We start from the raw sequence: 19,460 nt of genomic DNA, 5'->3' as shown, positions 1-19,460 counted from the left end.
TCGACGACGGGCCGCCTACCCGCGCAGCAGCGACTTCAACTGGTCGACGGAGAACAGCGAGGTCGGGCGGTCCATGTGGACGCCGATCTCACCGGACAAGGCGCGGAGTCCGGCCCGCTGGACGGGTTCCGGGAGCGAGTAGGCCCGCCGGAGCCAGTGGCCGAGTTCGATCTCCCGTTCGAGGTCGTCGCGCCAGGCGTCCTCGTAGTCGGCCAGGCTCCCCGGCCGACGCGGGTCGATCTCGCTGGCGGCGTGGTTCGCGGCGGTCATCCCGTAGAGGATGCCCCCGCCGGTGAACGGCTTGGTCTGGGCGGCCGCGTCGCCGATCAGGAACGCACGCTCGCTCGTCACCGACTCCGGCGGGCCGACGGGGATCAGCCCCGAACACCGGTGGTCGGTCTCGACACCGTAGTCGGCGGTGAAGCGGTCGAACCGCTCGCGAACGTCGGCGCTGGGCGGGGTCGCCAGGCCGTACTCGACGCCGGCATCGCCGCGCGGGATGCGCCACGCGAAGAAGTCCGGCACGGTGAGGTGGACGTCGACGAAGTCCGTGTCGTCGTCCTCGTCGGAGAACCCGAGCACGCCGTGAAGCAGTTCGTCGGGTTCGGGCATGTCGAGTTCGCGGCGGACGCGCGACTTCGGGCCGTCGCAGCCGGCGACCATCCGGGCCTCGTGGGTCTCGACGCCGTCCGGTCCCTTCACCTCGACGCGGACGCGGTCGGGGCGCTCCTCGACGCCGACGACGGTGTGGTTCTCGCGGACGTCGGCGCCGGCCTCGCGGGCCGCGTCGGCGAGTTCTTTGTCGAGTCCGACGCGGTCGATGACGTTCGAGACCTGTTCGTCCTTGTAGAAGGGATAGGTAGTGGTTCGGGCGTCGGCGGAGGACGTCCGTGCGTCGCCGTCGGCAACCGACGCGGCGTGGCCGTTCCGCCTGGGGTCGCCCGGCGGGTCGCCGCGCGGGCCGCCGAGGTGGAACCGGGCGCCGTAGACGACGTTCTGGAGGAGTCGGTCGCGGGCTCCCTCGGGTGTGTAGTCCCAGATATCGGTGGAGACGTGGCCCGAGCAGGCGAGCGGTTTCCCGATCTCGCCCTGCTCGAAGGCGAGCACGTCGCGGCCCCGCTCGGCGGCGCGGCGGGCGAACCGCGATCCCGCGGGGCCACAGCCGACGACGACGAAATCGTACATAGACGTGGTGTCGCGCGTCGCGATGAAATATCTTTCAGTCCGGGGTGCGGCCGTCGGTCGCGTCCCGGCGACGACGGAACTTTCGGTCCCGTCGAGGGCGGTTCCAGCGCTGTTTGCTGGTGGCTTTATCCGGGACTACCCCGCAGATCTGACCATGAATGAGTATCAGCCGGGCGTCTGTAACATCGGGCGCGACGAGCGTCGGAAGCGCCGGAGAGCCGGCGCACTCTCGTTCCTCGCGGCCGCGGCGTACGTGGGATTCGTCCTCGGGACGGGGCAACCCGCGGGACTCTTGCTGGGTGCGTTCCCGTTGCTGTTCGGCGGCTTCGTCGGCATCGTCCAGGACCGGATGGGCTTTTGCGCCGCCTTCGGGGCGCTGGCGCGCTACGACCTCTCCGGGTCGGGCGGCGACGCGGGGTCCATCGACGAGGCAGAAGCGGTCAAGCAGGACCGGGTGCGCGCGTTCCAGGTCCTCGCGGTGTCGACGGCGGCGGCGGTCGTCACCACGATGCTCGTCTACGGCGTCGCGACGGCGCTGTGAGGGCGTTCCGCGCCCTGGCGTCTCTCAGACCACGGCGAGTCCGCGCGGCGTCTGCGACTCGTACTCGTCCGGCCACTCGACGCCGAGCCGATCCCAGGACTCGCCGGCGTCTGCCGAGCGGTAGAGCCCGCGGTTGTTGAGGGCGAGCAAGACCGGCCCGCCTGCGGCGGCCAGTACCGACCGAACGGTCCCCTCGGCCTCTGGCAACCCGTCCATCGCGAGGGACCACTCCGTCTCATCACCGCGGTCGGCGCGTTCGTCTCCGTGCCCGCCGGCCGCACCCGTCGTCCGGTAGACGTACGCCTCGGCGGCCGAGACGGAGTGGGCGCTCCGGGCGCCCCTGGCGGCGGAGACGACGACGGTGTCGGGGTCCGAGCGCGGGACGGCCATGCCCCAGACGTAGCGATGGTCGAGCCCGTCCTGCGGATACGTCCAGGTGTCGCCGCCGTCCTCGGACTGCGCGTAGCCGTCGCCGGCGGCGGTGTAGACGCGCCCCTCGGCGTCGGGATGGGTCGCCAGCGTGTGGTTGTCGCGGCGCGCCCCGTCGGGTCGGTCTTGCCACGTCTCCGTGCCGTCGGCTTCGCCCGCGCGACTCGCCAGTGCATCGTCGGTCCGGACGAGCGCGCCCGCTTCGATCGCGACGTATAGCCGCTCGGAGTCGTGCGGGTCGACCTCCAGCCATCGCACGTGGTGGGTGTGCGGCCGCGGCGGAAACGACCACTCAGATTCGGAGGGGAGATCCGTCAGCGGCGGCAGCGACTCCCACGAGTCGCCACCATCGGTGGAGCGGTAGACCGCCGAGGGTTCCGTCCCGGCCCACACCGTGTCAGGGTCGTGCGGACTGACGGTCAGCGCGGTGACGCGGTCGTCGACGTCTGGGGCGACGTGGTCCCAGCTGTCGCCCCCGTCGGTCGTGCGCTGGACGCCCGACTCGACGGTGCCGGCGAACGCTCGCTCGGGCCGTTCGGGACTCGCCGCGACCGATTCGAAGTCGCGGCCGACGAGCCGTTCGCTCGTGGACCAGTCGTCGCTGTCGGCGCTGCCGCGGACGACCAGCAGGCGGTCGTCTAGGGCGGCGTAGGCGGTGACGTCGGTCATACTCGATCGGAGGGGTGGGAACCGTTTAACTGCTCGCTGAAATCGATTTCAGGAGCCGGTCACTCCCCGGTGTACTCTGCGGGGTCGACGTATTCCCGGGCCCACGCGTCGAGTTCTTCGAACACCGGACCGAGCGCTACGCCCTTCTCGGTCAGCGAGTAGAAGGTCGCGACGGGCGCGGCCTCCTCCATGCGCTTGTCGACGAGGCCCGCCTCCGTCAGCGCGTCGAGCGACTGCGAAAGCGTCCGCGAACTCGCACCCGTCGCCTCCTTGAGTTCGTTGAACCGCATCTCCCCCTCGTCGTGCAGGTCGTGGAGGACGTTGAGGCGCCACCGCGTCCCGATCACGTCCAGGGACTCCGCGGTCGGGCACGCCTGCGGGTCCACGTCCGCGAACGGGTCGTCCGGGTCGTTCGTCTGCATCACCCGTCGATTCGGCCATCTGCGTGAAAAATCTCCCGCTGGGACACGTCCCGGTACACCGCGGTATACCTGGTCGATCCGACCCAACCCGGTATAGCATAATATACCTGATATTAATGTGGGCGACAGCGAAAGGTGTGACTGCGATGAACGCAACACACGCAAACGGTCGCATCGACGCGGAATCAGCCGACGCGGGTTCGACGGACGGTGCCGTGAGCGGAGAGGCAGGAACGGTCGCTGTCGGGGAGGTGTCGATCTGATGGTCTTCGAGTCGACGGGCGCCGGGGTGGCGCTGTTGCTCGGTCGCGGGTTGTTCGCGGCCGTGCTGGGCTTCATGGCGCTGGGTAACCTGCTCGACCTGGAGGAGACCGTGGGCTACGCCGCGCACAAGGGCGCGCCGGCACCACGAATACTGGTACCGCTGTCGAGCGTGGCGCTGATCGGCGGCGCCGCGTCGATCCTGGTGGGCGCGTTCCCGGCCGTGGGCGCGCTCCTCGTGATCGGTTTCCTCGTCGGCGTCACGCCGGTGATGCACGACTTCTGGGGGCAGGAAGGAGAAGACCGACAGAACGAGCTGATCCACTTCCTGAAGAACGCGGGACTGGCCGGTGCGGCGCTGGTCTTTCTGGCGCTCTCGACGGCCGCCTGGCCGTACGCCGTCGGCCCCTCCGTGGTCTGAATCGCCCGCAAACACACACCGACGAACACACGACATCCATGGGACGACTCATCGACGGCGAGTGGTTGAGCGACGTAACGAACGACGACCGCGTGGACTTCGACTACGAGGAGACCGAGTTCAGATCGGCGGTCGGGACCGACCGACATCCGGCCGACTCCGACCGGTATCACCTCTACGTCTCCTGGGCCTGTCCCTGGGCCCACGGGACGTTGCTGACGCGCGCGCTCCTCGGCCTCGACGACGCGATCGGGATCAGCGTCGTCGACCCCCACCGCCGCGACGACGGCTGGGAGTTCACCGCCGAAAAGGACGGTTGCACGCCCGATCGCCTCCACGGGAGCGACTACCTCCGAGAGGTCTACACCGCGGCCGACCCGGACTACACCGGCCGGGTGTCCGTGCCGGTCCTCTGGGACGAACGGGCAGGAACCATCGTCAACGAGGAGTCCGACGAGATCATGCGGACGCTCGCCGACGCGTTCGCGGGCTACCGCAGCGTCGACCTCTATCCCGCGGGCCATCGGGAGGAGATAGATCGATACATCGGCGAACTCTACCGCCCGCTCAACCGCGGCGTCTACCGCGCGGGCTTCGCGGAGTCGCAGTCCGAGTACGAGGACGCAGTCGGGACGGTGTTCGACGCGCTCGACCGCTGGGAGAGTCACCTCTCGGACCGGCGGTACCTGCTCGGCGACCGCCTGACGCTGGCGGACCTGCGGCTGTTCCCGACGCTCGTCCGGTTCGACGCCGTCTACCACACCCACTTCAAGTGCAATGTCCGCCGCCTCGTCGACTACCCGAACCTCTGGGGATTCACGCGTGACGTCTACCAGACGGGCGGCGTCGCAGGAACGGTGAACCTGGAGCACGTCAAGGAGCACTACTACCGCAGCCACGAGCAGATCAACCCGACCGGGTTCGTTCCCGTCGGTCCCGACGTCGACTTCGGGGCATCCCACGACCGGGACGAACTGCCGGGAATGCCGCCTTCCGCGTAACTGGCCGTTGGAGTCGTGCTCCTCAGGCGTCGCGTCGACGGCGCTGTTCGCCGCGCACGGTCGGTGCGACGACGGCGAACGCGACCAGGATGAGACCGGCGAACACTTCGGGCGTGTTGAGCGACTGTGCGGTGACGAAACCAGCGATACCGACCGCGACCAGTAGCGCGGTTTCTCCCGTATGCCGTGAGACCATTGGCTATCGCATGCCGGTGGTCGATAAATCCTTTCGGATCCCGCCCTCGACCCGGACAGTCCCGCCGCAGTCGTCCACTCGAAGCGGACGGAACCGACGGGGTACGACTGGTCAATAAATTGCCAGACTATCATGTGTGAAGGGTTGTCAATACCCAAACGTTCATACAAAATGACTTCAAATGGCAACGTTGTGGCGAAAAACACAATGTTAGATGAAGATGAAAGCGAGGGTCGGTATCGACAGAACCGGCGCGAGTTCCTCGGGGGAATCGCTGCCGGAGGGGCGTTGTTGGGGACCAGCGGGATCAGTGCGGCAACCACCGGGAAGGGGAAACGGAACGGACCCGACACGGACGGTACGCGGCAGATGGAGTCTCTCGAACGGGGGCTCGTCGCCGTTCCGACGGAAGACGGGGTGTTGCTCCGATGGCGACTGTTCGGGACAGAACCCGCCGATCTCGGCTTCCACGTATTCCGAGACGGTGAACGGCTGAACAACAAACCGATCACTGACAGCACGAACTACCTCGACCCCGACGGGACGACCGATTCGACCTACGCGGTTCGCGCGGTCGGTAACGGGCGGGCCGGCGGTAAGCGCAAAAAAGACGACCGAAAGCCCGGGATGTCGGAATCGGTCGAGGTGTGGGACGACCAGTACAAGGAGATCCCACTGAACAAGCCCGACCCGGTCGAGGGGGAGGACGGCGAGACGGTCACGTACCACGCGAACGACGCGAGTCTCGGCGACCTCACGGGCGACGGCACGCTCGACATCGTCCAGAAGTGGTCCCCGTCGAACGCGAAGGACAACGCCCAGTCGGGGCAGACGAGCGACGTCCTGCTCGACGGGTACACGATGGAGGGGGAACACCTCTGGCGGATCAACCTCGGTCAGAACGTCCGAGCCGGCGCGCACTACACGCCGTTCCAGGTGTACGACTTCGACGGCGACGGCAAGTCGGAGCTCGTGGTGCGGACGGCCGACGGGACCGAAGACGCGGCCGGCAACGTCATCGGCGATCCGGACGCCGATTGGACGAACCCGTCCGGATACGTCCTCGAAGGACCGGAGTATCTCACCGTCTTCGACGGCGAAACGGGCGAGGAACTCGCGACGGAGGACTTCCAGCCCGCGCGCGGAGACGCCTGCGACTGGGGCGACTGCTACGGGAACCGCGTCGACCGGTTCCTCGCGGGGACCGCCTACCTCGACGGCGAGCGACCGAGCATCGTGTTCACGCGGGGCTACTACGAGAAGACGATGCTCGCCGCCTTCGACTTCCGGCAGGGTGAACTCGAGTTACGCTGGATCTTCGATAGCGAGGACGGGAACGAGGAGTACGAGGGCGTGGGCGCCCACAGCCTGGCCACCGCGGACGTCGACGACGACGGCAGGGACGAGATCGTCTTCGGCGGGGCGGTCATCGACCACGACGGCACCGGCCTGCACACGACGACGATGTCGAACCCCGACGCTCAGCACTGCGGTGACTTCATCCCAGACCGCGAGGGTCTGGAGATCTTCGTCCCCGCCGAGTATCCGGCCGAGGGGGCGCCGAGCCTGTCGATGCGCGACGCCGAGACGGGCGAGTACATCTGGGCCGTCAGGAACGGTGCGGACGTCGGCAGAGCGATGGTCGCCGACGTCGATCCGAACTACGAGGGAGCGGAAGCGTGGGGGGGCCAACCCCTGGAAACCGGGAGTGACATCGCCGGTACGTTCACCGCCGACGGTGAGTCGATCAGTGAGAGCGCCATCAATTCGGTGAACTCGGGGATCTGGTGGACGGGCGACCTCCACCGCGAACTGCTCGACCACGACTGGCAAGGCGACGGGGTCGGTATCGGCAACATCCAGAAGTGGGACCCCGAGGCCCAGGAACTCGACCTCCTGAAATCGTTCGAGGGCACTCGCTCGAACAACTGGACGAAGGGCAACCCGTGTCTGTCGGGGGACATCCTCGGTGACTGGCGCGAGGAGGTAATCTGGCGGGCCGAGGACAGCAGTCACCTGCGCCTCTACGCGACGCCACACGAGACCGACAACCGGCTGTATACGCTGTTGCACGACCCGCAGTACCGGACCGGCATCGCGCGCCAGAACGTCGGGTACAACCAGCCGCCGTGGCCCAGTTTCTTCCTCGGCCACGGGATGGACGACCCGCCGAAACCCGACATCAAGACCTCGTTCGAACCCGCCGGACACGACAAACTCGCCGAAATCTCGGCCAGTGAGACCGATGCGACCCTCTGCGACGAGATCGAATTCGACGCGGAGGACCTGACGGGCAACGGCCGGAAGATCCGCTCCCTGTCGTGGGAGCTGGGCGACGGCACGACTGCGACGGGCTGGTCGACCAGTCACACCTACGACGAACTGGGTGTGTACTCCGTCAAGCTAACCGCGACGGGCAAAAACGGGGAGACGACGACCGACATCGAGACGATCACGATCGACGAACTGGACCCGATCGCGCGGGCCGTGCCGAGTGCGACCCGCGTCGACATGGGCGAGTCCATCGACTTCGAGGCGGAGGACATCTCCGGCGACGAGAACTCGATCGACTCCCTGTCGTGGGAGTTCGGCGACGGCACGACCGCGACGGGTTGGTCGGCGACCCATAGCTACGACCAACCCGGCGAGTACACCGTCAACCTGAACGCCACCGCCGAAAGCGGGTGCACGGCGACGTACTCCGTGACGGTCACGGTCGACGTCGCAGCGGGCACCTACCGTCTGACCGCGAGGCACACCGCCGACGACAAGGTCGTCGAGGTGGCCGACGGCTCCACGGACGACGGAGCGAACGTCCAGCAGGGTGTCTGGGAGGGCGCAGACTACCAGCGCTGGGAGGTGACGGAACTCGAAGACGGCGTGTACCGGATCGAGAACGTCAACAGCGGGCTCGTGATGGAAGCCGACGGCGGCGCCTCGGAGGGCGCGGACGCCGTCCAGGCCTCCTGGGAGGGCGCGGACTACCAGAAGTGGAAGGTCCTGCCCGTGGCCAACGGGTACTGCAGCCTCCGGCCGATGGACGCCCCCGACGACTTCGCTGTGGACGTCTTCGGTATAAGCACCGAGGACGGTGCGAACGTCGGGATCTGGAGCGCGACCAACGGCGACAACCAGCAGTTCGCCTTCCTCGACCCCTCGGCCTGACGCTCGACGAACCCGAGGACTTCGGGTCCGTCGAGATAGCAGTTCTCGAGGTTCCGTCCTCGGCGGCCACGAGTTTGAGGAACACGTCGCGGGAATCGGCGGCTGTCCGCGGACGAACTCAGTCGTCGTCGGCTCTCGGCGCCGTCTCGGCTTCGCCGTCCGCGTTTGCGGTGACGACGCGGTCGCCGCGCGGGCCTTCCATGTCCACGTCGGGGAGCAGGTCCCGGAGGTACGTCCCGGTGTAGGAGCCGTCGGTGCGGGCGACTTCCTCGGGGGTGCCCTCGGCGACGAGTTGGCCGCCGGCTTCGCCGCCCTCGGGGCCGAGGTCGACGATGTGGTCGGCGTTCTTCACGAGGTCGAGTTCGTGCTCGATGACGACGACGGTGTTGCCGTCGTCGGTCAGGCGGTGCAGCACGTCGATGAGCTTGCGCTCGTCGTGGGGGTGCAGCCCCGTCGTCGGCTCGTCCAGTAGGTACAGCGTCTCGCCGGAGTCTTTCTTCCCCAGCTCTTCGGCGAGTTTGACGCGCTGGGCCTCGCCGCCCGAGAGCGTGGTCGACGGCTGGCCGAGCTGCATGTAGTCGAGGCCGACGTCTTTCAGGAGCTTCAGCCGGCGGCGGATCTGGCTGTGGCCCTCGAAGAAGTCGTAGGCCTCGTCGATGCTCATGTCGAGTACGTCCGCGATAGTGGCGTCCTTGTAAGTCACGTCGAGCGTCTCGCGGTTGTAGCGCGCGCCGCCGCACTCCTCGCAGGGCACCTGCACGTCCGAGAGGAAGTTCATCTCGATGGTGACCGTGCCCTGGCCGCCACACTCCTCGCAGCGGCCGCCCTTGACGTTGAACGAGAAGCGGCCCTTCTCGTAGCCGCGCTGTTTGGCGAGGTTCGTCTCGGCGAACAGCTCGCGGATGTGGTCGAAGACGTTGGTGTACGTGGCGGGGTTCGAGCGCGGGGTCCGGCCGATGGGCGACTGGTCGATGAGTCGCACGGTCTCGATGTTGTCGAGGCCGGAGAGCCCGTCGTGCTCGCCGGGGTTCACGTCGGAGTTGCCGTGCATCTCGCGGGCGAGCGCCTTGTAGAGCACGTCGTGCATCAGCGTGGACTTGCCCGACCCGGAGACGCCGGTGATGGCGGTGAAGTTGCCGACGGGCAGGTCCACGTCGAGGTCCTTGAGGTTGTGCTGGCGGGCGCCCTCGATGGTGATCGCTCCGTCGGGGTCGCGGCGCTCGTCGGGCACCGGGATCGCGCGCTCGCCGGAGAGGTAGTCGCCGGTGGTGCTCTCCTCGCAGTCGATCACCTCGTCGAAGTCGCCGTTGACGACGACCTCGCCGCCGCGCTTGCCGGGGCCGGGACCCATGTCGATGATGGTGTCCGCGCGGCGCATCGTCTCGGTGTCGTGTTCGACGACGAGCAGCGTGTTCCCGAGGTCGCGCAGTTCGGCAAGCGTGTTCAGCAGGCGGTCGTTGTCGCGCTGGTGGAGCCCGATGGAGGGCTCGTCGAGGACGTACAGCACGCCGACGAGGCCGCTCCCGATCTGGGTGGCCAGCCGGATGCGCTGGCTCTCCCCGCCGGAGAGCGTGGCCGCCTCCCGGTCTAAGGTCAGGTACTCCAGCCCGACCTCGACCATGAACCCGAGGCGCGCGCGGATCTCCTTGAGGATCTCCTCGGCGATCATGGTGTCGCGTTCGTCCAGGTTCCGCTCGACGCCCTCGAAGTGCTCCAGCGCGTCGCCGATCGAGAGGCGGTTGACCTCGGTGATCGCGGTGCCGTCGACGAGGACCGCGCGGGACTCGGCCTTCAGCCGGGTCCCCTCGCACTCGGGGCAGGTCGTCGTCGCCATGTACTCCTCGATGTGCTCGCGGGCGCGGTCGGAGTCGGTCTCGACGTGGCGGCGTTCGAGGTTGGGGATGACGCCCTCGAAGCGCTCGGTCTTCTCGCGGGTGCCGTTCTTGGTCCGCCACTCGAAGTGGACGCGGCTGTCGGTCCCGTAGAGGAACTGCCGACGGATCGACTCGTCTAACTCCTCGAACGGCGTGGAAAGCGAGACGCCGAAGTGCTCGGCGACGTTGTCGAGCTGGCGCGAGTAGTAGGTGCGGTCGTAGCTCCAGGGCGCGAAGACGTGTTTCAGCGGCTTCGAGCGGTCCTGGATCACCAGGTCCTCGCTGACCTCCTTCGTCTCGCCGAGCCCCTCACACGCCGGGCAGGCGCCGTAGGGGCTGTTGAACGAGAACGAGCGCGTCTCGATCTCGCTGATGTCGATGTCGCAGTGGGTGCACGCCAGGTCCTCGGAGAACTCGACGACGAGGCGGTCGTCGGCCGCGGCGTCGGCCGCGTCTTCGCCCTCGTCACCGAGGTCACCGACCGAGCGAGTGGTCGCGCCGCCCAGTTCGGCGTCCTCGGGCGGGTCGGGGAGCGCGACCTTGATGATGCCGTCGCTCTCTTCGAGTGCCGTCTCGACGGAGTCGGTGATCCGCGAGCGGGCGTCCGGGCTCACCTTCACGCGGTCGACGACCACGTCGATGGTGTGGTCGTAGTTCTCGTCGAGGTCGGGGCGGTCGAGCGAGAGGTCGTGCTGTTCGCCGTCGACCTCGACTCGGGCGTACCCCTCGGCGACGAGTTCGTCGAACAGGTCCTCGAAGGCGCCCTTCTGGTCGCGGACGACCGGCGCGAGGATCTTCGCGCGGGTGCCCTCGGGGAGTTCGAGGATGCGGTCGACCATGTGCTGGGCGGACTGCTCGCCGACTTCGCGGCCGCACTCGGGGCAGTGAGGCGTGCCGACGCGAGCGTACAGCAGGCGGAGGTAGTCGTGGAGTTCGGTGACGGTCCCGACCGTCGAGCGGGGATTGTTCGCGGCGTTCTTCTGGTCGATAGAGATCGCCGGCGAGAGCCCCTCGACGTTCTCGACTTTCGGCTTGTCCATCTGCCCGAGGAAGTTGCGCGCGTAGGCCGACAGCGACTCGATGTAGCGGCGTTGCCCCTCGGCGTAGACGGTGTCGAACGCGAGCGAGGACTTCCCCGACCCGGACAGCCCGGTGACGACTGTCAGTTCCTCTCGGGGGATCGTCACGTCGACGTCCTTGAGGTTGTGTTCCTCTGCCCCGCGGACCTCGATGACGTCTTTGCTCATCTATCCCACGTCAAGAACTGGGGGTGTGAAACGCTGTCGGTTCGCCGGTTTCCGCCACCCGACTGTCACACTTTATATACAAGGGGCGGGACAGTTGGGGGCATGGCCGGAACGTACGACATCGCGGGACTGGAGCTCTCCGACGACAGCTACACCGTCGAGCAGTCGCTGATCCGGAACAAGTACAAGGCGCTCGACAGCGCCGGGAACGTCGTCCTGCGCGGCAAGCAGAAGATGTTCAAGCTCAAGGAGGAGTTCCCGTTCGTCGACGGCGACGGCAACGACGTCTTCTCGGTCAAGGCCGGGAGCATGCTGGACGTCGCCGGCAACTACACCCTGACCGATTCCCAGACCGGCGAGGACCTGGTCGTCCTCGACAACGACTTCTCCATCTTCCAGGACACCTGGACGGTCCGCGACGTCGACACCGGCGAGGCACTCGCCACGCTCGACTCCCGGGGTGCGCTCTACACCCTCGCCCGCCACTACCTCCCCTTCGGGAGCCTCATCCCTCACAAGTACGAGATCGCCGACCCGAACGGCGGCCACGTCGGCACCCTCCAGGCGCACTTCTCGATCCGCGACCGCTACGACGTCACTATCGACGACGCCTCCAACGTCCCCAAAGAGCCCATCGTCGCCGCGGCGATGGTCATCGACGCGATCCAGAATCACTAGAGCCGACCTCTCTGCGCTCGGCGGATGCGACGCGTTCGTTCCGGGGCAAATCCGGTTTTTTCACTCTTCCTCGGCGCCCCGCTTCCACTCGCGCTCTTGCCGGCGTTCGGCGACGTGGCGGCGACCGTCGGCGAGGTCAGTGCGCGTGTGCTCCGCGAAGGCGGACATCTCGGTCATGAAGTCGTCCTCGAACGACTCCAGCACGTCGTACGACCAGCGGTGTTCGTCGACGACCCCCCGCGGGAGGTGGCGCTCGCGGATCTCGTCGGCGAGGCCCTCGTGGCCGCACTCGCGGAGCAGCGTCTCGGCCTCGTCGAGATGTTCCATCGCGTGGCCGGTGTTGTGGTGGAACTCCACCAGCTTGCCGTGGGCGCGCCTGAGCCACTCCAGCCCGAGTTCGACCTCGTGGAGCGCCTCGACCTCGCAGTCGGTCAGGTCCGCGCCGGGAGTTTCACCGTCGATAGCCATGCTACCACATAGCACTGGCTGAGAGATAGGCCTGTCGCCGGCGTTCACGGGGTGTCCGGCCCGGCGCCGCTCACGGGGCTCCGGAGCGCCGTTCAGGCGTAGGCCTCGAACTCCTCGCCGAAGACGAGGAAGTAGCCGACGCCGACGACGCCGACGGCGCTCGCGACGGTGAAGGCGAGTTCCGGGCCGGCCGTCAGCAGGTCCAGCGGGCCGGCGGGCAACTCGACCACCCAGTCGCTGTCGTAAAGGTAGCCCCCCAGCGCGGCGCTGGGGATGACGATCGTGTTCCGGAGCAGGTAGTACGCGCCCGTGACGCGCCCGCCGGCGTCGCGCTCGGCGGGACCGACGATCAGCGCCTTGTGCGAGGGGAGGCCGGCGAAGCGCAGTCCCGAGAACGCGAAGAGGAGCGTGATGACGAGCGGGTCGGCCGGCGCGGAGATGAGCAACACGGGGAAGACCGCGTAGACGGCGAACCCGAGAGCGACGACGGGCTTCAATCCCACCCGCTCGGCGGCGATGGCCGCGGGCGCCATCGAGAGGAGCGCGACGACCATCTCGACGCCGAGCAGGACGCCGAAAAAGACGGCGGGGTTGAGGGAGTAGCCGAACAGGGTCACGTCCAGTTCGTAGACGCGCGTGATGACGAGGATGAAGAAGCCGTACACCATCCCGTTCGCGAAGCGCACGAGCGTGTCCGCGACGAGCAGCGGGCGGAGCGTCTCTGGCAGGTCCGCCAGGTCGCTTCGGATCTGGGCGACGCCCTCGAACTGCTTGCCGAAGGAGTCGGCGTCGGTCTCGTAGCGGACGTGCTGGATCGCGGTGGCGACGACGCCGAAGCCGACGGCGACCGCCAGGACGTACAGGAAGCCGGGGAGGATGTCTTCCTCGCCGGTCCCGCCGAAGTAAAAAAGCAGTCCGGCGGCCAGCAGCGGGCCGACCAGGAACGCCGTCCGGCGGAACGTCTCGGTGCTGGCGAACCCGCGCGCGAGGCGCTCGTCGGGGACGCTCTGTTTGACGATAGCGAAGGTCGCGCCGAGGCCGAAGGACTTCCAGGCCTGCGCGAGGACCAGACCGACGAAGATCCACAGCCACGGTTCGAGGACGACGGCGCCGAGGTCGATGGGGCCGACGAGGGGCGCGACCAGCCAGACGAGGAAGCCGAAGGTCGACAGCAGGCCGAACAGGGTCAGCGCGTACCGCGAGCCGACGCGGTCGGAGAAGACGCCGCCGGCGTAGGGGTAGACCGCGCTGATGATATTGCCGAACGAGCCGTAGAGGCCGACGACGAAGGGCGTCGCGCCGAGGACGACGAGGTACTCCGAGAGGTAGCGGCCGGTCATCTGGAAGCCGAGGCTGAAGGCGAACATCGCCAGCGAGAGGACGAGCACGTCCCGCTCCAGCGAGAAGAACTGCCGCACCGTCGACCGGACGCTCGGCGCCTCGGTGGCCATACTCGTGGGTCCGCTCCCCCGCACCTAAGCGTCCGCGAGGCGGCGACGATTACCGGTATGCACTCCCCTGCAGGACGTTCCCGACCGGTCCGAGGTATAGAATGTCGCGATTCAGCCGGGTTCAGTCAGTCCCGGCGGCGGGCCGCGATGGCACCGAGGAGGAGCGCAGCCAGCGCGCCGGCCGCGCCGAATCCGGGGCCGGCACCGCTGTCGGTGTCCGTGTCGGTGACGGTCGACGTGGCCGTCGCCGTCGCGGTCGGCGTCGGCGTGTCGTCGCCGCCCGCCTGGACGCCCTCGACGGTCACGCTTGCCTCGCGGCCGTCGGACTCGGCCGAGATAGTGACGTTCCCGGCGCTCTCGACGGGGACGCTGATAACGCCGTTCTCGTCGGTCTCGCCGACCGACGAGTCGCCGACGCCGACCGAGGCGCCGGAGACGGGGTTGTCGTACTCGTCGGTGACCGTCACGCGGACGGGTTCGCCGACGACCACGCGGTCGCTGTCGGCCCGGACGCTGATAGCGGGTTCGCGCTGGATGGACGCGTTGAGCGTGGTCTCAGACTCGCGGACCGACAGGCGCTCGGTCACGCGCTCGTAGCCGGCCTTCGTGATCGTCACGTCGTAGGCGTCGTTGACGGGGACGCTGACGGTGACGCTGCCGGTCCCCTGCGTGGTCACGTCTGCGACGTCCTGGACGGTGACGTTGGCGTCCGTGACCGACCGCGGCGGGTCGAAGTGGTCGTCGGTGACGCCGAACGTGACGAGCACCGAATCCTGCTCGATGGTCATCGACTGGCTGACCTGTCCGTCCACCGTCAGCGTCGTCCGGTTGCGCAGGTACCCCTCCTTGAACGTGATGAGCGTGTAGTTGCCCTGTTCGATGTCGTCGGTGGTGAACGTCCCGTCGGCGGCCGTCCGGGCGTTGACCACCGGCCGGCCGTCGTGGAACATGCGGACGATGGCGTTGCCGACCGCGGCGCTTTCGTCCTCGACGGTGACGGTGGCTCGCCCCTCCTGTGCGACTTCGATGGTCACGTCGCGAGCGCTCGCGTTCTCGACGACGTAGGGCTCGTTACGGACGTAGTGCGGGTGATCGATCCGAATGGTGACGTCTGCGCCCTCCGCGACGTCGAGGAACGCCTTCCCGTTGCCGGCGGTCGTCCGATTGACCGGCCCGCCGTCCTCCCAGGTCGCCGAGAGCCGGGCGTCGCCGAGGGGGTTGCCGCCCTGGTCGACGACGGTTACTGTCAGCGTGACGGTCTCCGTCTGCGTCGTCGACGCGCCGACGCCCCCGACGAAGGACGCGCTGACGACGAACAGCGAGAACAGAACCGAAGTCAGTCGCGCGTGTGCCCGTACCATGACTGGAACCTCATTGGGCGGCCCCATATCTTTGTCGACTGTTTGCCTCCTGGTTCCCGACTGCGCCCGTGAGCACCCAGAGAATTCACCAGCCCGGAGCCGAGGGATATCCCGGGCCGGCCCGCCGGCGGCCGACGACGGTCAGCGGCCGCTCTGCAGGTCCTCGACCAGGGAGTCGACTTCCGCCCGAGTCACGGTCGTCATCGCGCCGGGGATCGTCCGCGCGAGCGTCGCGCCGGCCACCCCGTAGGCCAGCGCCTCGTCCGCCTTGGCGCCCGCGAGGACGCGTTCGAGGAACGCGCCGGTGAACGCCTCGTGCTGGCCGGTCGGGTCGACCGCGTCGACCTCGATCCCGTCTTGCTCGTTGATCACGCTGCCGCGGCAGGCCAGCGCGCCCCGTTCGCTCCTGGTGATGACCACGGTCTCGAACTCCCGGGTCGACGCGATGGCGTGGGCGATCTCCCGCGGTGACCCCGTCCGGTCGAACACGCGCCGGGCCTGATCCTCGTTCGCGATCAGCACGTCTACGGCGTCGAACACGCCGTCGAGCGTTTCGCGGGCCTCCTCGACCGACCAGAGACCGGGCTGGAAGTCCAGGTCCATCGCGACGAGGCCGTTCCCCGCCGCTCGCAGGATCGCCTCGGCCGTCTCGACGATGTCGCCGGACAGCGACAGCGTGCTCCCGGCGACGAACGTCGCGTCGGCCCGCTGGACGCGGTCCATGGGCAGCTCGCCGGGCGTGACCGACGCCGCGGCGGCGTGATAGCGGTCCTGGAGCAGTCGCTCCTCGCGCGGCTGAGGGCCCTGCTCGGCGAACTGGAGACCCTGTCGCCCCTCGTCGGCCCACGCGATCTCGGTGTCGACGCCGTGTTCGTGGAGCGACCGCTCGACCCGCCGACCCAGCGGGGAGTCCGGCAGCTTCGAGAGCCAGGTCGCGTCCGCACCCATCGCGCTCGCCGCCACCGCGACGTTGCTTTCCGTCCCCGACACCCGCATCCGCATCTCACCGGCCGTCTCGAGGCGCTCGTCCCCGACCGGCGACACCCGTAGCGACGTTTCGCCGAACGTAACCAGCTCCGTCATACCCCGTCCATGGACAGCATTCGGTATAATTCATAGGGGGATGGACCTGTCACTGGGTCTTCGTGCGTCACCGGGCAGATCGCGGCAGACCGCGAGAATAACCGACGGCGCGAGGGGCGTCAGTCCCGGCGGCCGCCGTGGCCGGGGTAATCGCGCTCGAAGCGGGCCTCGATCTCGTCGGCGTCGAACTCGACGACGACGGGGCGCCCGTGCGGGCAGGCCCACGGGTTCTCGCAGTCGTCCAGCCGCGCGAGCAGGTCGCGGACCGACCCCTCCGTCAGGGACGTGTTGCCGGTGATCGAGGGGTAACAGGCCAGGTCGGCGAGCAGTTCGTCCGCGGCCGCCTCGACGGTCTCGGCAGCGCTGCCTTCGCCCTCGACGAACGCCGCCAGCGCGTCCCGAAGGAGGTCGGGGTCGGCGGCGTCCGCGACCAGCGACGGGACCGTTCGCACCTCGACGGTCCGGTCGCCGACGCGCTCGGCGCGGAAACCCAGCGTCGACAGCGCCTCGCCGTAGGTCTCGAACAGCTCCGCCTCGCGGGCGGTCAGCGACAGCTCGACCGGCGACGCGAGCGCCTGCGTCGTCGTCTCGCCGGTAAACTCGTCGCGGAGGCGCTCGTAGTTGATCCGCTCGTCGGCGGCGTGCTGGTCGACCAGCACGAGCCCCTCATCAGTCTCGGCGAGGACGTACGTCTCGTGCAGCTGCCCGAGAACGCGCATCGATGGCAGCGCGTCGAAGTCGGTCGGTCCGGTCTCGGGCTCGCTGCCGCCCAGGCGCGCCTGCCCGTGACCGCCCGTGAACTTCCGAGCCCGGTCGTGTGAGTCGGCGTCACCGGGCGTCTCGGTGTCGGTGCCAACGTCTGTGTCGGTGTCGACGTCTGTGTCAGTGTTTTCGGTCGTCTCGGTCCCGGTTTCGCCCGTCACGTCCGCCGTCGTCGCGTCGCGAGAGTCCACCGAACCGCTCTCCTCACCCGTCTCCGACCGGTCTGTCGGGCGCGTTTCCTTCGAGGGTCCGTCGGTCGACGGTGACGACCGAGGCGAGGGGGCCGACGGGTCCGACGAGAACGTCGGGCCCGAGACCGAGGCGGTGGTGGAGTCAGTCGTCTCGTCGGCGCTGTGCGCGGGTTCGGAGCCGACCGCGGCCCCGGCTTCGCTCGACTGGCCGCCCGATTCGGCGGCGGGCGACTCGCCCGTGGTGGCGTCGTCTGTCGCCTCACCAGTGGTTGCGTCGTCGGTCGACTCGCCGTCCGCGTCTCGATCGAACTTGCCCCCGGGCTCGTCGCTCCGTTCGGGATTGATTTCGGTCTGTTCGGGCGCCGACTTCCCGCGGGGGGCGCCGCTGCGGAGCAGTCCCTCCTCCAGGAGCGCGGACTCGACGGCGGTCCGGATCTGCTCGCGGACGCCCTCCTCGTCGGCGAAGCGGACTTCCAGCTTGCGGGGATGGACGTTCACGTCGACGTCACCGGCGGGTACGTCGAGGAAGAGGACGGCGAAGGGGTACCGATCGGGGGCGAGCTGGTGACCGTAGGCCGTGACGACGGCGTCTCTGACGGCTCCGGCGGTGACGTATCGGCCGTTGACGTACGTCGAGAGGTACTCGCGAGTGCTCCGGGTGGTCTCCGGGTGGCTGACCAGCCCGGAGACGCCGTCGAGGGGGCCGTCCGGCAGATCCGACTCGTCCGCCTCGACCGCGACCATCGACTGGGCGACCTCGCGGCCGTAGACGGACATGACGGCCTCGCGGCGGTCACCCTGGCCCGTCGTGGCGAACGTCTCGCGGTCGTCGTGGGTCAGCGAGACGGCGATGTCGGGGTTCGCCAGCGCGTAGCTCGTGACGACCGTGTTGACGTGGGCGAACTCCGTGCCGTCCTGCTTGAGGTACTTCCGGCGGGCGGGGACGTTGAAAAAGAGGTCCTCGACCTCGATGGCGGTCCCCTCGGGGCAGCCGGCCGGCTCGACGCTCGTCACCTCGCCGCCCTCGACGGTGAGCTTCGTCCCGCGAGGGCTGTCTACGTCGCGATCGCTCCGGGGACGAGTCGTGACCGTCAGGCGGGAGACGGCGCCGATGGCGTGCAGCGCCTCGCCGCGGAAGCCCAGCGTGGCGACGCCGGATTCGAGGTCGTCGATGTCGCTGATCTTCGACGTGGTGTGTTCCTCGACGGCGCGGCGGACCTCGTCCTCGGTCATCCCGATCCCGTCGTCGGCGACGCGGATACCGTCCTTGCCGCCGCGTTCGACGCTCACCTCGACGCGGGAGGCGTCGGCGTCGAGGCTGTTCTCGACGAGTTCCTTCACGACCGAGGACGGGCGCTCGACCACCTCGCCGGCGGCGATACGCTCGACGGTCGCCTCGTCGAGGCGGCGGATCGTTCCGGTCGGGGCGTCGTCGCTCATCTACCCCTCCGTGATCGGCCGACGCCCTTGAGTACTCCGGCCGGTGGCGTCCGGTCGTCGTTCGCCCTCACAGCGTCGCGAGCCGCGACCCGCCGTAGCCGAGCGCCGCGAGTCCCGCCAGCGCGAGCAGGACCTGCGGGGCACGGGCACCCGTGAGCAGCGGCGGTGGGGCGGTCTTCGTCAGCACGACGTCGTACCGGGCGTCGTCCACCGGCTCGTCGGCCGCGGGGATGTCGGCGCTCCCGTTCGGGCGCTCGATGGCGACGTGCATCGCGGCCTGGGCGTCGAGACCGGAGTGGTTCGCGTCTTCGATCACGTCAGCTCGCGACGGGTACGCGAAGTCCTCGGCGCCCTCGCCGGCGGGGACGCGGTACTCGCCGCCGCTCTCCAGCGTCGCGACGTACAGCTCCTTGCCCCGGTCGGAGAGGTTCTCGTAGGCGACGATATCGTAGCCCTCGCCGCGCAGTTCGGTCGCGTTGCCCGCCGCGAAGTGCGGTTGGTCGGCCGACGTGTCGTGCCAGCGGACGGCGTCGACGGGGACGACGGCGGCCGCGGCGAGCAGGACCACGCCGAGCGCGACCAGCGCCAGCTGTTTGGAAGTTCCTTCGCGCATGG

At 68.6% G+C, this 19,460-nt stretch carries 16 protein-coding genes; 5 read left to right on the top strand and 11 right to left on the bottom strand.

What is annotated here, in order from left to right:
• Window positions 1-15: 15 nt before the first annotated feature.
• Window positions 16-1,185, bottom strand: a complete 1,170-nt coding sequence (locus ACMGFH_RS10705) for a geranylgeranyl reductase family protein (RefSeq protein WP_415383111.1) — start codon at window positions 1,183-1,185, stop codon at window positions 16-18.
• A 154-nt stretch (window positions 1,186-1,339) separates the two neighbouring features.
• Between ACMGFH_RS10705 and ACMGFH_RS10700 the strand changes: the two genes are divergently transcribed.
• Entirely contained in the window at window positions 1,340-1,726 is a 387-nt protein-coding gene (locus ACMGFH_RS10700; protein ID WP_415383110.1) for a hypothetical protein, read from the top strand.
• 24 nt (window positions 1,727-1,750) lie between these two features.
• Here ACMGFH_RS10700 and ACMGFH_RS10695 read toward each other — a convergent pair whose 3' ends face one another.
• Window positions 1,751-2,824 carry a WD40/YVTN/BNR-like repeat-containing protein gene (locus tag ACMGFH_RS10695; RefSeq protein ID WP_415383109.1) on the bottom strand — a complete coding sequence of 358 codons (1,074 nt, stop codon included), beginning with the start codon at window positions 2,822-2,824 and terminating at the stop codon, window positions 1,751-1,753.
• 59 nt (window positions 2,825-2,883) lie between these two features.
• A complete protein-coding gene (locus tag ACMGFH_RS10690; RefSeq protein WP_415383108.1) occupies window positions 2,884-3,246 on the bottom strand; it encodes a winged helix-turn-helix transcriptional regulator in 363 nt (120 codons plus the stop codon).
• Window positions 3,247-3,508: 262 nt separating this feature from the next.
• On the opposite strand from ACMGFH_RS10690, the gene ACMGFH_RS10685 reads away from it, so the two are divergent.
• The gene (locus ACMGFH_RS10685; protein ID WP_415383106.1) at window positions 3,509-3,928 is read left to right on the top strand and encodes a DoxX family protein; all 420 of its coding nucleotides are present in this window, start codon (window positions 3,509-3,511) and stop codon (window positions 3,926-3,928) included.
• 38 nt (window positions 3,929-3,966) lie between these two features.
• A complete protein-coding gene (locus ACMGFH_RS10680) occupies window positions 3,967-4,929 on the top strand; it encodes a glutathione S-transferase family protein (protein ID WP_415383105.1) in 963 nt (320 codons plus the stop codon).
• Window positions 4,930-4,951: 22 nt separating this feature from the next.
• Here ACMGFH_RS10680 and ACMGFH_RS10675 read toward each other — a convergent pair whose 3' ends face one another.
• Window positions 4,952-5,125 (bottom strand): hypothetical protein, encoded by a 174-nt coding sequence (locus ACMGFH_RS10675; RefSeq protein ID WP_415383103.1) that lies wholly within the window; start codon window positions 5,123-5,125, stop codon window positions 4,952-4,954.
• Between the two features lie 369 nt (window positions 5,126-5,494).
• Here ACMGFH_RS10675 and ACMGFH_RS10670 point away from each other — a divergent pair, with 369 nt between their 5' ends.
• Window positions 5,495-8,290 carry an RICIN domain-containing protein gene (locus ACMGFH_RS10670; RefSeq protein ID WP_415383102.1) on the top strand — a complete coding sequence of 932 codons (2,796 nt, stop codon included), beginning with the start codon at window positions 5,495-5,497 and terminating at the stop codon, window positions 8,288-8,290.
• Between the two features lie 118 nt (window positions 8,291-8,408).
• Here the strand turns inward: ACMGFH_RS10670 and uvrA are convergent, their stop codons facing one another.
• Window positions 8,409-11,411, bottom strand: a complete 3,003-nt coding sequence (gene uvrA / locus ACMGFH_RS10665; protein ID WP_415383101.1) for an excinuclease ABC subunit UvrA — start codon at window positions 11,409-11,411, stop codon at window positions 8,409-8,411.
• A 102-nt stretch (window positions 11,412-11,513) separates the two neighbouring features.
• On the opposite strand from uvrA, the gene ACMGFH_RS10660 reads away from it, so the two are divergent.
• Complete coding sequence (locus ACMGFH_RS10660; RefSeq protein WP_415383100.1) at window positions 11,514-12,089, top strand: LURP-one-related/scramblase family protein; 576 nt, start codon at window positions 11,514-11,516, stop codon at window positions 12,087-12,089.
• Window positions 12,090-12,149: 60 nt separating this feature from the next.
• Here the strand turns inward: ACMGFH_RS10660 and ACMGFH_RS10655 are convergent, their stop codons facing one another.
• The 6 genes from ACMGFH_RS10655 to ACMGFH_RS10630 form a co-directional block, all read right to left on the bottom strand.
• On the bottom strand, window positions 12,150-12,557 hold the full coding sequence (locus ACMGFH_RS10655; RefSeq protein WP_415383099.1) for a hypothetical protein: 408 nt from the start codon (window positions 12,555-12,557) through the stop codon (window positions 12,150-12,152).
• A gap of 92 nt (window positions 12,558-12,649) precedes the next feature.
• Window positions 12,650-14,008 carry an MFS transporter gene (locus ACMGFH_RS10650; protein WP_415383098.1) on the bottom strand — a complete coding sequence of 453 codons (1,359 nt, stop codon included), beginning with the start codon at window positions 14,006-14,008 and terminating at the stop codon, window positions 12,650-12,652.
• 125 nt (window positions 14,009-14,133) lie between these two features.
• A complete protein-coding gene (locus ACMGFH_RS10645) occupies window positions 14,134-15,369 on the bottom strand; it encodes a PGF-CTERM sorting domain-containing protein (protein ID WP_415383097.1) in 1,236 nt (411 codons plus the stop codon).
• 141 nt (window positions 15,370-15,510) lie between these two features.
• A complete protein-coding gene (locus ACMGFH_RS10640) occupies window positions 15,511-16,452 on the bottom strand; it encodes a sugar kinase (protein ID WP_415383096.1) in 942 nt (313 codons plus the stop codon).
• 119 nt (window positions 16,453-16,571) lie between these two features.
• Window positions 16,572-18,845, bottom strand: coding sequence for a DNA mismatch repair endonuclease MutL (gene mutL, locus ACMGFH_RS10635; protein WP_415383095.1), 2,274 nt, complete (start codon window positions 18,843-18,845; stop codon window positions 16,572-16,574).
• 67 nt (window positions 18,846-18,912) lie between these two features.
• Entirely contained in the window at window positions 18,913-19,458 is a 546-nt protein-coding gene (locus ACMGFH_RS10630) for a hypothetical protein (RefSeq protein WP_415383094.1), read from the bottom strand.
• Window positions 19,459-19,460: the final 2 nt, after the last annotated feature.

The organism is Halosimplex rarum (assembly GCF_047715405.1).
Lineage (GTDB): Archaea > Halobacteriota > Halobacteria > Halobacteriales > Haloarculaceae > Halosimplex > Halosimplex rarum.
This window is presented reverse-complemented; position numbering and strand designations above follow the sequence as displayed.

Bases quoted from the DNA above. Each gene is read 5' to 3' on its own strand.
- uvrA (WP_415383101.1), bottom strand. From the start codon at position 11,411: ATGAGCAAAGACGTCATCGAGGTCCGCGGGGCAGAGGAACACAACCTC.
- ACMGFH_RS10675 (WP_415383103.1), bottom strand. From the start codon at position 5,125: ATGGTCTCACGGCATACGGGAGAAACCGCGCTACTGGTCGCGGTCGGT.
- ACMGFH_RS10690 (WP_415383108.1), bottom strand. From the start codon at position 3,246: ATGCAGACGAACGACCCGGACGACCCGTTCGCGGACGTGGACCCGCAG.
- ACMGFH_RS10680 (WP_415383105.1), top strand. From the start codon at position 3,967: ATGGGACGACTCATCGACGGCGAGTGGTTGAGCGACGTAACGAACGAC.
- ACMGFH_RS10650 (WP_415383098.1), bottom strand. From the start codon at position 14,008: ATGGCCACCGAGGCGCCGAGCGTCCGGTCGACGGTGCGGCAGTTCTTC.
- ACMGFH_RS10670 (WP_415383102.1), top strand. From the start codon at position 5,495: ATGGAGTCTCTCGAACGGGGGCTCGTCGCCGTTCCGACGGAAGACGGG.
- ACMGFH_RS10660 (WP_415383100.1), top strand. From the start codon at position 11,514: ATGGCCGGAACGTACGACATCGCGGGACTGGAGCTCTCCGACGACAGC.
- ACMGFH_RS10655 (WP_415383099.1), bottom strand. From the start codon at position 12,557: ATGGCTATCGACGGTGAAACTCCCGGCGCGGACCTGACCGACTGCGAG.
- ACMGFH_RS10685 (WP_415383106.1), top strand. From the start codon at position 3,509: ATGGTCTTCGAGTCGACGGGCGCCGGGGTGGCGCTGTTGCTCGGTCGC.
- ACMGFH_RS10705 (WP_415383111.1), bottom strand. From the start codon at position 1,185: ATGTACGATTTCGTCGTCGTCGGCTGTGGCCCCGCGGGATCGCGGTTC.
- ACMGFH_RS10630 (WP_415383094.1), bottom strand. From the start codon at position 19,458: ATGCGCGAAGGAACTTCCAAACAGCTGGCGCTGGTCGCGCTCGGCGTG.
- ACMGFH_RS10695 (WP_415383109.1), bottom strand. From the start codon at position 2,824: ATGACCGACGTCACCGCCTACGCCGCCCTAGACGACCGCCTGCTGGTC.
- ACMGFH_RS10640 (WP_415383096.1), bottom strand. From the start codon at position 16,452: ATGACGGAGCTGGTTACGTTCGGCGAAACGTCGCTACGGGTGTCGCCG.
- ACMGFH_RS10700 (WP_415383110.1), top strand. From the start codon at position 1,340: ATGAATGAGTATCAGCCGGGCGTCTGTAACATCGGGCGCGACGAGCGT.
- mutL (WP_415383095.1), bottom strand. From the start codon at position 18,845: ATGAGCGACGACGCCCCGACCGGAACGATCCGCCGCCTCGACGAGGCG.
- ACMGFH_RS10645 (WP_415383097.1), bottom strand. From the start codon at position 15,369: ATGGTACGGGCACACGCGCGACTGACTTCGGTTCTGTTCTCGCTGTTC.